General features: G+C 64.9%; 10 protein-coding genes and 1 tRNA gene. All 11 read right to left on the reverse strand.

All coding sequences use genetic code 11. The features are described 5' to 3' along the window. Positions 1-119: 119 nt before the first annotated feature. Positions 120-3,335, reverse strand: coding sequence for an alpha/beta fold hydrolase (locus ACM43_RS20025; RefSeq protein ID WP_271542242.1), 3,216 nt, complete (start codon positions 3,333-3,335; stop codon positions 120-122). 316 nt (positions 3,336-3,651) lie between these two features. After that, the gene (locus ACM43_RS20030; RefSeq protein ID WP_271542244.1) at positions 3,652-4,881 is read right to left on the reverse strand and encodes a tyrosine-type recombinase/integrase; all 1,230 of its coding nucleotides are present in this window, start codon (positions 4,879-4,881) and stop codon (positions 3,652-3,654) included. A 161-nt stretch (positions 4,882-5,042) separates the two neighbouring features. Further along, positions 5,043-5,132, reverse strand: a tRNA-Ser gene (locus tag ACM43_RS20035). 241 nt (positions 5,133-5,373) lie between these two features. Continuing rightward, positions 5,374-5,697 (reverse strand): hypothetical protein, encoded by a 324-nt coding sequence (locus ACM43_RS20040; protein WP_036028057.1) that lies wholly within the window; start codon positions 5,695-5,697, stop codon positions 5,374-5,376. A 313-nt stretch (positions 5,698-6,010) separates the two neighbouring features. Beyond that, positions 6,011-6,328 (reverse strand): hypothetical protein, encoded by a 318-nt coding sequence (locus ACM43_RS20045; protein ID WP_036028058.1) that lies wholly within the window; start codon positions 6,326-6,328, stop codon positions 6,011-6,013. A 392-nt stretch (positions 6,329-6,720) separates the two neighbouring features. Further along, positions 6,721-8,571 (reverse strand): dihydroxy-acid dehydratase, encoded by a 1,851-nt coding sequence (ilvD, locus tag ACM43_RS20050; protein ID WP_271542248.1) that lies wholly within the window; start codon positions 8,569-8,571, stop codon positions 6,721-6,723. 252 nt (positions 8,572-8,823) lie between these two features. Beyond that, positions 8,824-9,687: an ABC transporter permease gene (locus tag ACM43_RS20055; RefSeq protein WP_271542250.1), complete on the reverse strand. Its 864-nt coding sequence runs from the start codon at positions 9,685-9,687 to the stop codon at positions 8,824-8,826. Next, positions 9,684-10,613, reverse strand: a complete 930-nt coding sequence (locus ACM43_RS20060) for an ABC transporter permease (RefSeq protein ID WP_271542252.1) — start codon at positions 10,611-10,613, stop codon at positions 9,684-9,686. The genes ACM43_RS20055 and ACM43_RS20060 overlap by 4 nt, the downstream gene beginning before the upstream one ends. Further along, the gene (locus ACM43_RS20065; protein ID WP_271542254.1) at positions 10,613-11,599 is read right to left on the reverse strand and encodes an ABC transporter ATP-binding protein; all 987 of its coding nucleotides are present in this window, start codon (positions 11,597-11,599) and stop codon (positions 10,613-10,615) included. Before ACM43_RS20065 ends, ACM43_RS20060 begins: the two co-directional genes overlap by 1 nt. Then, positions 11,596-12,579, reverse strand: a complete 984-nt coding sequence (locus tag ACM43_RS20070) for an ABC transporter ATP-binding protein (protein WP_271542256.1) — start codon at positions 12,577-12,579, stop codon at positions 11,596-11,598. The genes ACM43_RS20065 and ACM43_RS20070 overlap by 4 nt, the downstream gene beginning before the upstream one ends. Before the next feature lie 2 nt (positions 12,580-12,581). Next, the gene (locus ACM43_RS20075) at positions 12,582-14,219 is read right to left on the reverse strand and encodes an ABC transporter substrate-binding protein (RefSeq protein ID WP_271542257.1); all 1,638 of its coding nucleotides are present in this window, start codon (positions 14,217-14,219) and stop codon (positions 12,582-12,584) included. Between the last annotated feature and the right edge of the window lie 14 nt (positions 14,220-14,233).

Here is a 14,233-nt window from a genome sequence, read left to right on the forward strand (position 1 = left end):
GTGTCAAGCGCGTCGGTCTCGATCTCGCCGCATCGATCCTTAAGTTCCGGGATGAACTCTGCTGGCCAAACCGCCCTCAGCCGACGCTTGGGCCGCAGCCAGCTGCCCTGACTTTTTGTTCACGCTGCCAGCGATCCTTGAGACGTTCTTTCCGCGCGTCCCGTGCGAATGAAATTGCGAAGCACATCGCAAAACTCGTCCGTGGCCGAGAACATCGGATTGTGCCCCTTGCCGTCGAAGACATAGAGCTGCGCGTCCGGGATGCGGGACGCGATAAATTCGCTCGCGGCGCTGGTGACCAGCTGGTCTTCTCGGCCGTGCGCGACGAGCGTCGGAACAGCGATCGATTCGAGCAGCGGCGCAATGTCCATGCCCGGATCCGGATCGTAGAAGCTGAGGATCGTCTCGGTCGGCAACCTGCACATGCGCTCGATGGCCATCCGCCGCAAATCTTCGGCATCTGGCTCGCTGTAGACGTACCGAGTTTGCAAGCGGATCAATTCCTCAACGTCGCCCCGAGCGTAGGCGTCCTTACGATGAGCCATGTAATCCGGGTTAAACACCGGGCGCCCATCCGGTAGCGCTCCCATCATCGGCGTGCCCACCGTCATCATCTTTCCGACGAGTTCCCGGTGCGCATGGGCGAGCTGGATAAGCAGGTTGGAGCCGCGCGAGATGCCGACGCCGATGATTGGGACGGCACCGGCGGCCTTGATGATCGCGCGGAGGTCCTCCATGTGTTGGAGCGTCGAGTAAGGACGCATCAGAGGTGATGATCGTCCGGCGCCGCGGCAGTCAACCGTGATGACACAGAATTCTTGGCGAAGCTGCTCGAGAATCGGTTCAAAGGTCGACAGCCCGTAGACAATGGGATTGATGAATACGATCGTCGGCTCGCCGCTGCCGTGCTCATAGAAGACGAGACGCGCGCCGTCCCGCTCCGCGTACCGGGCGCGGTGAACGCAGTTGCGCGCGCGGTCGCGGTCGGCATCGGTCTCGCCGAGCGCCATGGCGCGCTCGTAGTAGTCGTTCGCTCTGTCGAGATCGTCCTCGACGCCGGCCAAGTCACCCAGCATCAGGAGGCACTCGCGCTCGGTGCCTCGATCGGCCGATGCTGCACTGTCTCGAGGACGCGCCGTGAGCTGCAGGCACGTTTCAAGTTGGGAGACCGCCTCTTTGACGGCATGCCGCGCTTTTGCCAACCGACCGGCGGCCAGAAGATAAATTGCCCCTTGGTCGAGCAGGCCGCCTTCGACGAAATGATGGGCGACGATCTCGGGCTGGCCCGCCGCGATCTCCGGCCGCAACTGCTCGATCGCTTGCGCGATATGCGCATGCAGTTGCTGACGCGGTGATTTAAGCAAGGTGGCGTAGGCCGCGTCGCGGACGAGCGCGTGCTTGAAGCTGTACGTATGATGCGGCGGCATCCCACGTCGTTGGATGAGCCCCGCGCGACACAGTTGATCGAGCACCGCCGTCAGCTGCAGCTCCGGGTATCCCGCGATCGCGCCGACGACCTCCTCGTCGAACTCCCGGCCGATGCAAGCAGCGATCTGCGCCACCTCGCGTGCCGGAGCCAAGCGATCGAGGCGCGCCATGAGCGACTCCTGCAGCGTCGCCGGAATGGCCAGCGGCGGAAGTGGGCCGACGAGCTCGAGATGACCATCGCCGGCCGTTGTCTTCCAGATCACCGATTCGAGGACCGCTTTCGTCAATTCCTCGACGAACAGCGGCACGCCCTCGGTGCGGGAGAGGATGGCTTCGATGACGATGGGCGGAAGCTGCCGTCCGCCCGCTGCTCTCTGGATAAGCGCTCGGGATGCTGGCCGCCCCAAGCGATTGAGGCTGAGGAATGTGACATGCGGGAAATTCGTCCAAGGCGTCGGCACGTCAGGCCGCAAAGTGGCGACGAGAAGTATCGGCAGAACCCGGATCCTATCCACCATCCGCTCGAAAAGCTCCGCCGACGTCGGGTCGAGCCAATGCGCGTCCTCAAGGACCAGGAGCATCGGCCGCTGGTGTGAGAGCCCCTCCATTTGCGCCAGGAGAATGCCAAAGACCCGCGCCTTTTTCTCCTGCGGTGTCCCGCCGCGCGCCGCGTAGCGTCCATTGAGCGGCAGCCCCATCAGCTCGGCGAGCAGCGGCGTCGCGTCCTCCCCTAACCCGCCCGCTTTGTCGAGGAGCTGCTCCAGCTTCTCGAGCTTCAATGAGGGTGCATCCTCACGCAGGTACCCTGCCGCCCGTTGGAGCTGGACGCTCACCGGCCAGAGCGCGCTGTCCACATGATGGGGCGAGCAGGAATATCCGATCCGGAACCGAGGTTCGTGGCGGAGACACTCACGCAGCGCGAGGACAATCCGAGACTTGCCGATGCCAGCTTCGCCAGACAACAGTACGACCTGACCTTCGCCGCCTTTGGCCATCTCCCAGCGATCGAGAAGGAGAGCGAGTTCGTGTTCGCGGCCGATCAATGGACCTACCTCGGCTCGTCGCAGGGCCTCGAACCGACCTTCGGCCGCCGCTTCCCCAACAACGCGGAACGCCGGTTCCGAGGCTTTGATCCCTCGCATCTGTTGCGGGCCCAGGTCGGTGAGCGCGAACCAGCTGCCAAGAAGGCGCCGCGTGCTCTCGGAGATCACCACAGCTCCGGGCTCCGCGAACTGCTGCAGACGCGCGGCGAGGTTCGGCGTGGCGCCGACAATCCCTTCTTCCTGGGCAGCCCCTTCCCCCATAACGTCGCCAACCACGACCAGGCCGGTTGCGATACCGACGCGCGCGGAAAGAGTACGGCCCGCTCGATTCTCTAGCCGCTCTACGGCTTCCACGACTGCAAGCCCGGTGCGCACCGCACGTTCGGCCTCGTCCTCATGCGCCTGCGGCCAGCCGAAATAAACCAGCACGCCGTCACCCATGAGCTTGGCAATGTATCCCTCGAAGCGGGCCACCTCCGCCGCAACCGCTTGGTGGTAGGCCGCAAGGATCTCACTCATGTCCTCGGGGTCGAGGCGCTCCGAAAGGGCAGTCGAACCGACGAGGTCGGCGAACATGACCGTCAGATGACGGCGCTCGGCGTGCCGCGTTTTCATCAATGGTCGTGAACTACCGGCTTCCTTTGGCGGAGGCCCGCGATCATCCTCCAGGTCCTTGCCAAGCGTCGGGGAAAGGGCGGCGATCGCCGAGAGGAGCTTCTTGCGGTGGCCCAACGATGTGATGCCGAGTTCACGCAGATCGTCTGCGGTCAAGCTGGGCAGGGTCTCCGCGTCTACGTCGTTGTCGCGAAACACGCTCTCGTACTGATACAACCCGAGGCGGCGCAGCCAATCCGTTATGTCCACATCGACCTCCCACAGGAGAGCGTCGGTCCTTGGTCGCAAGGAAGTCTACCGCAGCCTGCGACAGCACACCATCCCCGGTCCCGCCAGCTGGCAAAAGATTAGACTAGCTGCGGTCGGCGCCGGCTCGAGTTGCCGACGCAATCCCAGTCATCATCTTGCCCGACATGCCCCACTGGGGAGCCGCGCCTAATGTCGGCTGCTGGGCCCTGAGCCGACCTTTTGCCGAGCGCGTCGCCATGTCAGCTTCTTGGGGCAGACCGTACACTTTAAGATTGGACGCAACCAACGCTTTTGACCCTCAGTGTCTGCTCGACGCCTACCCTGTCCTCCGGTCATCCAATTGGGTGACATTGGCGCCGCTCAGGAATACGGCCCAATCCTTCATTAGCCCCCGGCGCTTTTCGAGCTTATGACCTCGTTGATAGGCTGCGGTGGTCTCGCTCTTGTATTTGTGGGCCAGTGCAGCTTCGCGTACGCCATCCGGGTAGTCGGTGCATTCCTCAGCCCAGGTTGCGAAGGTAGATCGGAATCCGTGCACCGTCACATGTCCGTAGCCGAGTCGATCAAGTACCGCGAGCATCGCGTTTTCGGAGAATGCCCCGCTGTCCGGATTGGTGAAGATCAGTTCGCCTTGGCGGCCGTTTCGCATCTCGTCGAGGACCGCCAACGCGGGATCCGTCAAAGGAACGTAGTGGTCCTGGTCCATCTTCGTTCGTTCGCCGGGGATTTTCCAAGTCGAGCCTGACCGATCGATCTCAGACCACCGCGCTTCGACCGCCTCGTTCGTGCGGCAGGCCGTGAAGATGAGGAATCGGAGCATGGCGGCAGCTGTTCCGGGTGCACCGGCAAGGAGCTTCATGAACGCCGGCGCCTCAGTGTACGGCAAGGCCGGATGATGACGGACGACCCGCTTGGGGCGCTTTGGTAGCTTTTCGCGCAACTGCCTCGTAAGCTCGGCCGGATTGCGGAAGTCTGGATCGTCGATGTCAACGTTCTTCGCAATGATCGTTTCGATCCGGCCGCGAACCCGGTTTGCAGTCTCGCGCTTCTCCACCCAGATCGGCTTGAGCAGATCGTGAATGTGGCTCGGCTTGATCTCCGGGATGGTCAGCTTGCCGATTGTGGGATAGGCGTAACGCTTGAGGGACGATGGCCACTGATCGCGATGCTTCTCGCTCCAGGTCGACCAATTCGTCCGGATGTAGGCTTCCGCGCATTCCTCGAACGTTGGCAACACAACCTGGGCCTCGACGGCTTTCGCTTCTTCACGCGCCTTTCGCCTCTCCTGCACTATGTCCACGCCGGCGGTGCTGCGATCGCCTTTCACGCGCAGCCTCGCCGCATCCCGTGCCAGCCGTGCATCTTTTAGCGACACTTCCTTCAAGGAGCCCAGGCCGTGCCAGCGCTCTTTGCCGTCTTTCCAATATCTGTATGACCAGCTCTTCGACGTTGGTCCGGTGATGATCAAGTAGAGCCCATCACCATCGGCGTATTTACCGGGCTTGCTTTGGCGCTCTACGTCGAGCGGTTTGAGCCTTCCAGCCATTGTTCCTCCAGGAAAACCGTCCTCCGAACCCACGGGCTAATGCTACGGTCAGTGCCCCGATTAGGGGGAACACCGGCGAACTGCAAAGTACAGCTCTTCGGCGCAAGTCACTGATTTTGCTGTGGAGTTCGAACGACTGCGAACAGTGGAGAACAATATACTGGCGGAAGGGGTGGGATTCGAACCCACGGTACCCTTGCGGGCACGCCGGTTTTCAAGACCGGTGCCTTAAACCACTCGGCCACCCTTCCAAAGCTGGAAGATCAGGCACTTAGCGAATGGCCGCCTTGGACGCAAGGCGACCAAAGTTAGTTTTCGGCTCATCTTGGCCAAATCTTGTGGTCACGCCTTGAGGAAGCTTGCAGCGAGCGTAGTCAACGCTGCCGAGACTGCCGGCGTGATCGCAATCGTCAGGCTGGCGCCGCGAGCAACCGGCCGCTGGACCCCCGCCAAAAGCAAACGGCGCCCGATGAGCCTGCTCTCAACGTGGCGTCAGTAGCCGCAGGACGCGCAGTTCATCTGCACCGGGGCGTAATAGGAATACCCCGGCGAGACCATCTCGACTCGCTGCCGGGTGGCGTATTGCGGCGGGATGCGCTCGTACTGGACGCTCGGCGGCGCGACCATCACGGTCTGCGGCACCATCACGGTGCGATACTGCGCCGGCGTGCGGTGCGCGACCACGGAGCCGGGCGAGACCATCACGGTCTCGTCGACGGTGCGGTATTGCGGCGGCACATATTGTTGCTGGTAGCAGGTCGTGCACGGCGGCGGCGTGTAGCAATTGTAGCAGCCGGCGGAGGCCGCGCCCGTCATGGAAATGGCGGCGACGCCCGTTGAGAAAACGACAGCGAGAGTACGAGACATTGCGGTGGTGCCCCAGTTGCCCGAAACGGATCTGCGAAGGTCGCGGGAGTATACGGCGCAAAACCTTGCCTTGCCGAACTTCGTCGAGGCATCCTTAATGCGAACGATCGATCGCGGCGGAGCGGTAAGAACTCATTGACCACGCGCATTAACGCGCGGGATGTTTGCGGGGGGGCGCATGACAGCGAGTCCGCGATCGGACATCGCCGCGGTCCTCGTTCGAGCATAATTTGCAGTTCATCCGCGTTCCATGTTCGACCTTTCAACGCCTCGCTGCTCTTTCCAGAAACTCCAACAGCGAGGGATCCGTCTCCTCGAGTTCGACGAAGCGGCGGCGCAGCTCATCGGCGATTTCGGCGGTGGCATCGCGCGACCATCCCTCCGCGGTATTGAAGGCCACAATACGTGCGGGATGGAGATATTGCCCTTCGGCGAGATGTCTGAGCAGGGTCGCGCGATTGGCGTCCTCCTCGGCCGTCTCGCACCAAGCCCGGCCCAGGCGGCGGCCGAAATCATCGAGCACAAGATAGACGTCCCGGTCTGTCGTGATTTGCGGCACGAGTGATGGAGAATGACTCATGGCTAACTCCGCTATTGGCAATCCGGACCTTTGCGGACGAATCTCGATACGGCGACCGCCTCGGCTGGATTCGGAAAAAATGGATTTCGACGATTTTTCTTAAGATGGCACGATTAAATAAAAATAAAAACAAAATTAATAAAAATTAAATAGCAAAATGTGGACAATGCACTAAGTTGATGATGCCTGGCGGGCGAGCCCGCACGTCGGGTGCCCACTGAGCAAACGGCTCCCGCTCCCCACCCCAACCAGCCCCACGCCCTAGGGAGGCGGGGGCCGTTCTTTCCCGATCTCCGTTCCGGCTACTTCCTGCAACGGCGCATCCGGGTGGTCGCACGGAGCCGCGAGGCGTTCCGAAGATCGCCGATCCAGGCCAGTGGCGCCGATGCCGCCTACTTCGGACGCCGCTTGACCTCGCGCACCGCACCGCGCGCGGCACTGGTGGTGAGCGCGGCGTAAGCCTGCAGCGCGGTCGAGACGTTGCGCTTGCGGCCTTGCGCCTGCCAGGCGGCATCGCCCTTCGCCTCCTCCCCGGCGCGGCGCTTGGCGAGCTCCTCGTCGGAGACCTCGAGGCTGATGCTGCGGTTCGGGATGTCGATGGCGATGATGTCGCCCGTCCGCACCAGACCGATATTGCCGCCTTCGGCGGCCTCTGGCGACAGATGGCCGATCGACAGGCCGGAGGAGCCGCCGGAGAAGCGGCCGTCGGTGACGAGCGCACAGGCTTTGCCGAGGCCCATCGATTTCAGATAGCTGGTCGGATACAGCATCTCCTGCATGCCGGGGCCGCCGCGCGGGCCTTCATAGATGATGACCACGACCTCGCCGGCGACGACCTTGCCGCCCAGGATACCCTCGACGGCCGCGTCCTGGCTCTCGAACACGCGCGCGGGGCCGGAGAATTTCAGGATCGAGGCATCGACACCGGCGGTCTTCACGATGCAGCCGTCCTGCGCGAGGTTGCCGTAGAGCACGGCGAGCCCGCCGTCCTTGCTGAAGGCGTGCGCGAGATCGCGCACCACGCCCTTCTCGCGGTCGGCGTCGAGCTCGTCGTAGCGGCGCTCCTGGCTGAAGGCGACTTGCGTCGGGATGCCGCCGGGCGAAGCGCGATAGAAGGTGCGGACCGTCTCGCTCTTGGTGCGCTTGATGTCCCAGCGCTCCAGCGCCTCGTTCAGGGTCGGCGCGTGCACGGTCGAGACCGAAGTGTCGATCAGCCCGGCGCGGTCGAGCTCGCCGAGGATGCCCATGATGCCGCCGGCACGGTGTACGTCCTCGACATGCACGTCGGCGACGGAAGGCGCGACCTTGCAGAGCACGGGCACGCGGCGCGACAGCCGGTCGATGTCCTTCATGGTGAAGGCGACCTGCCCCTCATGGGCGGCGGCCAAGAGATGCAGCACGGTGTTGGTCGAGCCGCCCATCGCGATGTCGAGCGTCATCGCGTTTTCGAACGCCTTGAAATTCGCGATGTTGCGCGGCAGCACGGAGGCGTCGTCCTGCTCGTAATAACGGCGGACCAGGTCGACGATGGTGTGGCCGGCCTCGACGAACAGGCGCTTGCGGTCGGCATGGGTTGCGACCACCGAGCCATTGCCGGGCAGCGCGAGGCCGAGCGCCTCGGTGAGGCAGTTCATGGAATTGGCGGTAAACATGCCCGAGCAGGAGCCGCAGGTCGGGCACGCCGAGCGCTCGATCACTTTGACGTCCTCGTCGCTGACCTTGCTATCGGCCGCGGCAACCATGGCATCGATGAGGTCGACGGCCTTGGTCTTGCCGGCCAGCTTGACCTTGCCGGCCTCCATCGGCCCGCCCGAGACGAACACGGCGGGGATGTTGAGCCTGAGCGCGGCCATCAGCATGCCGGGCGTGATCTTGTCGCAGTTGGAGATGCAGACGAGGCCATCGGCGCAATGCGCGTTGGCCATGTATTCGACGCTGTCGGCGATCAGCTCGCGCGACGGCAGGCTGTAGAGCATGCCGTCATGGCCCATGGCGATGCCATCGTCGACCGCGATGGTGTTGAACTCCTTGGCGACGCCGCCGGCCTGCTCGATCTCGCGTGCCACGAGCTGTCCGAGGTCCTTCAGATGGACGTGGCCGGGCACGAACTGGGTGAAGGAGTTGACCACCGCGATGATCGGCTTGCCGAAATCGGCGTCCTTCATGCCCGTCGCGCGCCAGAGACCGCGGGCGCCCGCCATGTTGCGGCCGTGGGTGGTGGTGCGGGAGCGATAGGCTGGCATGGCGGTTTCCGTCCTCGGGTTTGCGTCGGCCGGGGCGGGAAATGTGGAGCCACCTCAGGCCTTTCCGGCCGGATAGCGCACGGACCCGGCGGGCGCAACGGGAACTTGGGTCGGACAGGGCTCCCCTGCTCCCGGCGCGGGGGGCATAGGCGATCTCAGCCGTCATGCCCGGGCTTGTCCCGGGCATCCACGTTCTTGGTTCTGCGCGGCAAAGACGTGGATGGCCGGGACAAGCCCGGCCATGACGAGCATTTATTGCAGCGTCGGATCAAGCCGATCGCGCAGCCAGTCGCCTATGACCGAGACCGCCAGCGTGGTGACCACGATGGTCGTCGCCGGCGCCAGCATCATCCAGGGCGCCCGGGTCAGATATTCGCGGCCATAGCCGACCATGTTGCCGAGGCTGGTCATCGGCGGCTGCACGCCAAGGCCGAGGAAGGACAGGCCTGACTCCATCAGGATCACCTCGGGGAACACCAGGGTCGTCGAGACGATCAGGGTCGAGGCGATGTTGGGCAGGATGTGGCGGAGATAGATCCGCGACGGCGTCGCCCCCAACTGGCGGACGGCGGCGGCGTAGCCTTGCGCATTGGCGGAGATGGCAAGGCCCCGCGCGATGCGGGCATAGCGCTCCCAGCCGAACAGGCCCATCAGCCCGACCAGGAGCGGCAACGAGTTGCCGAAGAAGGCGAGCACGGCCAGCGCCATGATCAGGAAGGGCATACTGGCCTGGAAGTCGGTCAGCATCAGCACGAGCTGCTCGACGAACCCACGAAAATGCGCGGCGAGGAAGCCGAGTGTGGTCCCGACCACGGCCGAGATTGCGGTCGCGCCGAACGCGATCAGAAGCGAGATGCGGATTGAGACGAGCAGCCGCGACAGCACGTCCCGGCCAAGCTCGTCGGTGCCAAGCCAGTGCGCGGCATTGCCGGGCGCAGCAAGCCGGTTGCGCAGGTCGAGCTGCGTGAAGCCGTAAGGCGCGATCTTCTCCGCGAAGGCCGCGATCAGCAGCATCGCGACGATCCAACTGATCGCCAGCGCGACCGAGACCGAAATCGCCGGCAGGCTGAAGCGGCGTGAAAATGCTTTGGTATCCTTCAGCGTCGCGTCGGTCATGCATGTGCTCCCTTGCTGCGCAGGCGCGGGTCGAGGAAGCCGTAGAGGAAGTCGACGATCAAATTGGACGTCACCATGGTCATCGCGACCAGCAGCAGGATGCATTGCACGACGGCGAGATCGCGGTTGGCAACAGCGACGACGAGAAGCCGCCCTACTCCCGGCCAGGCGAACACGCTCTCGACCACGACTGCGCCTGCGATCAGCGTGCCGACCATGAAGCCGAGGATGGTCACGGTCGGGATCGCCGCGTTCGGCAGCGCGTGCGAGGTCACCACCTTGCGCCACGGCACGCCTTTTGCGGATGCGGTGCGGATATAGGGCTGGCCCAGCACCTCCAGCATGGCGCTGCGGGTGAAGCGCGCCAGCACCGCCGCGCCGCCAAGGCTGAGCGTTGCGATCGGCAGGATGGCGTGGCGCCAGCTGTCCTGCCCGCCCGAAGGGAGCCAGCCGAGCTGCACGGCGAAAACGAGCACCAGGATCAGCGCGAGCACGAAGCTCGGGACGGTGAAACCGGCGACCGCCGTCATCATCACGGCGCGGTCGATTCCCGAGCCGCGATGCAGCGCGGCGTAGATGCCGGCGGGGACGCCGAGCGCGACCTTGAAGAAGAACGCCGGCAGGGTCAGCGCCAGGGTCGCGGGGATGCGCTCCAGGACCAGCTCGATCGCGGGGCGGCCGTCGCGCATGGAGCGGCCGAGCTCGCCCTTGGCGATGGCGCCGAAATAATCGAAATACTGCGCCCAGATTGGATCATCGAGGCCCCAGGCCTTGCGGAACGCCGCGAGCACCTCCGGCGGCGCCTCCGGTCCCAGGATCATCAGCGCGGGATCGCCTGACAGCCGCAACACGACGAAGGCGAAGGTGACGACGAGCACGATCGTGAGCGCGGCGCGTCCGATCCGAATGGCGAGATAACGTCCCATCACGCGGCGTCCCGTGTCGCAGCGCCGGTGACGAGATGGCAGGCGACCTGCCTGTCGCCGCCGACGGCGGACAGCGCCGGCATCTCGCGCGCGCAGCGCGCGATGGCGCGCGGACAGCGCGGATGGAAGGCGCAGCCCGTCGGGCGCGCGGCCGGATTCGGCGGGTCGCCTGACAGCACGATGCGGCCCGCACTGCGGCGGCCCGGCGCGGGCGAGGCCGAGACCAGCGCCTGAGTGTAGGGATGCTCGGGTCGCGCAAACAGATCGTCGGCGCTGCCGATCTCGACGATGCGGCCGAGATACATTACGGCAACGACATTGCTGATCTGCCTGACGACGCGCAAATCGTGACTGATGAAGAGCAGCGTCAGCGACAGCTGCGCCTGCAGATCGCAGAGCAGGTTCACCACCTGCGCCTGGATCGAGACGTCGAGCGCGCTGACCGGCTCGTCGCAAACCAGGAAATCCGGGTTCGTGGCCAGCGCCCGCGCCAGCACGATGCGCTGACGCTGCCCGCCGGAGAGCGCGCCGGGATAGCGCGCGCCATGCGCCGGCGTCAGCTCGACCGCGCGCAGCAATTCGCGAACGCGCTCCTCGCGCTCCACGAGCGTGCCGATGCCGTGAATGTCGAGCGGCTCGCGGATCTGCGTTGCAACCGGCAGCCGCCGGTCGAGTGCGCCGAGCGGATCCTGGAAGATCATCTGCATCCGCGCGCGCTGCGCACGCCAGACCGTCGTCCCGGGCGCTGCCATCGCCTTGCCGCCAAACCGCACCTCGCCGCTATCAGGCGGCTCGAGGCCAAGCACGATGCGGCCTGTGGTGGATTTGCCCGAACCGGATTCGCCGACGAGACCCAGCGTCTGGCCCCTGGGAATCGTCAGCGACACGCCGTCGACGGCATGCACGGCCGCAGCTCGCCCGAACATTCCAGAGCGCATCGCATAGGTGCGCGAGATCGCGGAGACCTCGACGAGCGGCGGACTCATTCGGCGGCAATCCCGAGCAGCGCGCGGCGCGAGGTCTCGGCACGTACGCAGGCGACGCTGCGATCATCGGCGATCGGCGCGAGGGTCGGCGCCGCAAGGCCGCATGCTTCCGCGACCAGCGCGCAGCGCGGCGCGAAGGCGCAGCCCCCGGGCATGTGCGCGGGATCGGGCACCGTGCCGGGAATGGCGGTGAGGCGCCGCCGCGGACCGTCGAGCGGCGGCAGTGCGCCGATCAACCCTTGTGCATAGGGATGCACGGGATCGGCGAACAGCTGGATGCTCGGCGCCTGCTCGACGATGCGGCCGGCATACATCACCGCGACGCGGTCGCAATTCTCCGCGACGACGCCGAGGTCGTGGCTGATCAGCACCATGGCCATGCCGAGTTCGCGGCGGACCGTGGAGAGCAGCTCCAGGATCTGTGCCTGAATGGTGGCATCGAGCGCAGTGGTCGGCTCGTCCGCGATCAAGAGATCGGGATTCCCGGCCAGCGCCATCGCGATCATGATGCGCTGGACCTGGCCGCCGGAGAATTCGTGCGGATAGGCCTCGAGCCGGCGGCCAGCGTCGGGAATGCCGACGAGATCGAGCAGCCGCCGCGCCTCCGCCTTCACGGCGTTGCCTTGGAGATCGCGGTGCAGCGCCAGCGCTTCGCAAAGCTGCCTGCGGATGGTCAGCACCGGGTTGAGCGCGCTCGCCGGATCCTGGAAGATCATGGCGATGCGCCCGCCCCTGACTTGGTCGAGCTCGGTGGCCGGCGCGCCGAGAATCTGGCGCCCGTCGAGCCGCACCGAGCCAGAGACTTGCGCATGGCGCGGCAGCAGCCCCAGCGCGGCCAGCCACGTCACCGATTTGCCGGAGCCGGACTCGCCGACGAGGCCGACGGCCTCGCCCTTCTGCAAGGCAATGTCGACGCCGCGCAGGACCGGCACGCCATTGAAGGCGACGCGCAAGTCCTCGATGCTGACCAGCGGCTTCACCTTCAGACCTCGAAATTGCCGGCGCGGAAATCCATCGCGAAGGCGGGCGCTGCCTTCCACTTGATCGATTTCGGCTTGGCCGTGAAGGTCGCGTTCTGGTGCAGCACCGTGTAGGCGGGATCTTCGCGCTCGGCGATCTCCAGCATGCGGCGGAACGCCTTCTTGCGCGCGGCCCGGTCGGTCGAGGTCTCCAGGAATTCGGAGAGCGTGTTCAGCTCGGCATTGGTCCATTCGCCGATCTGCTGCTGCTGGCCGTTAGGGCCGTGCTGGGCGACCAGCGACGACACCGGATCGTTGAACGCGGCCGAGTTCGACCAGTCGCGCACGGCGCGTACCGGCCCGCGCTCCATGATCTGCGACCAGTTCTCCTTGGTCTCGATCTGCACGTTGAGGCCGACCGACTTCCACATCTCGACCAGGATCTGCGCGGTCGCGACCTGGTTGGTATAGTAATTATTGAGCAGGCGGTACGGGATCGGGTCGCCCTTGTAATTGGCCTGCTTGAGCAGATCCTGCGCAAGCTTGGGATCGTAGGCCGGCACATTCCAGTCGGCGTTGAACATGTCGCCGTAGAATTCCCATTGCAGCCCCTTTGGCACGCGGGTGCGGCCGGCCCACAGGCTGTCGACGATCGCCTGGCGATCGATCGCGTGGGTGAAGGCGCGCCGCACGAGCGGATTGGCGAGCACGGCGTGGTTCTTGTCGAACACGGTAAGGCGGTGATTCTGAATCGTGCCGCCCTGCACTTCGAACGCGGAATTCTTCTCGATGCCGGCGATCTGGTCCGGCGGGATGTCGCAGGCGAACTGGTATTCGCCCGAGAGCAGGCCGTTGATGCGGCTGGCGACCTCAGGCACTTCGAGGAAGCGGATGCGCTTGAGCGGCGGCCGGCCGCCCCAATATTCGTCGTGGGCTTCCAGCGTCAGCGAGACGTCGGGCTTGAGCTCGACGACCTTGTAGGGACCGGTCGTCACCGGCTTGCGCGCCCAGTCGAGATAGCTCGCCGCCTCTTCCCAGGCGCGGCGGTTCATGATGTCGGAGCCATAGCGCGACAGCCGGCCCTCGATCGTGACATCTGGCGTCGCGTTGTAGAAGCGCACCGTGTACTTGTCGACGGCATCGACGCGCACCAGGTCCGGCCAGATGCGGCGGGCGACCGCGGGGACATCAGGCGGCAGCTCCTTGCCCGGGCGCGGCGTCGGGATCTTCTCGAACGCCTTGATGGTGGAGCGGTTCTTGGCCTCGGTCTCGCCGAACATGCGCTCGCGGCTGAAGGTGAAGACGACGTCTTCCGCCGTGAGCTCGTCACCGTTGTGGAACTTGACGCCCTGGCGCAGCTTCACCTCGACGGTCTGGTCGTCGATGCGGCGCCATTCGGTGGCAAGGCCCGGCACGGCCTCGAGCTTGCCGCGCCAGTTCTTCGAGATCAGGCCTTCCCAGATCGAAGAGAAGAACACGCGCTCGCCGACATTGGACTGCTCGCGCAGCACGTCGAGCACGTTCGAATTGGTGACCTTCTGCACGGCGACCGTCACCGACGGTCGATTGTCGCCTTGCGCGATGGCAAAGCGCGGCAGCAGCAAGGTGCTTGCGGCCGCGCCGCCGGATTTCAGGATGGTGCGACGGGTGAGCTTGCTCATGATGTGACCCTGCC

The sequence above is a fragment of the Bradyrhizobium sp. CCBAU 45321 genome (assembly GCF_028128975.1).
Taxonomy (GTDB): domain Bacteria; phylum Pseudomonadota; class Alphaproteobacteria; order Rhizobiales; family Xanthobacteraceae; genus Bradyrhizobium; species Bradyrhizobium yuanmingense.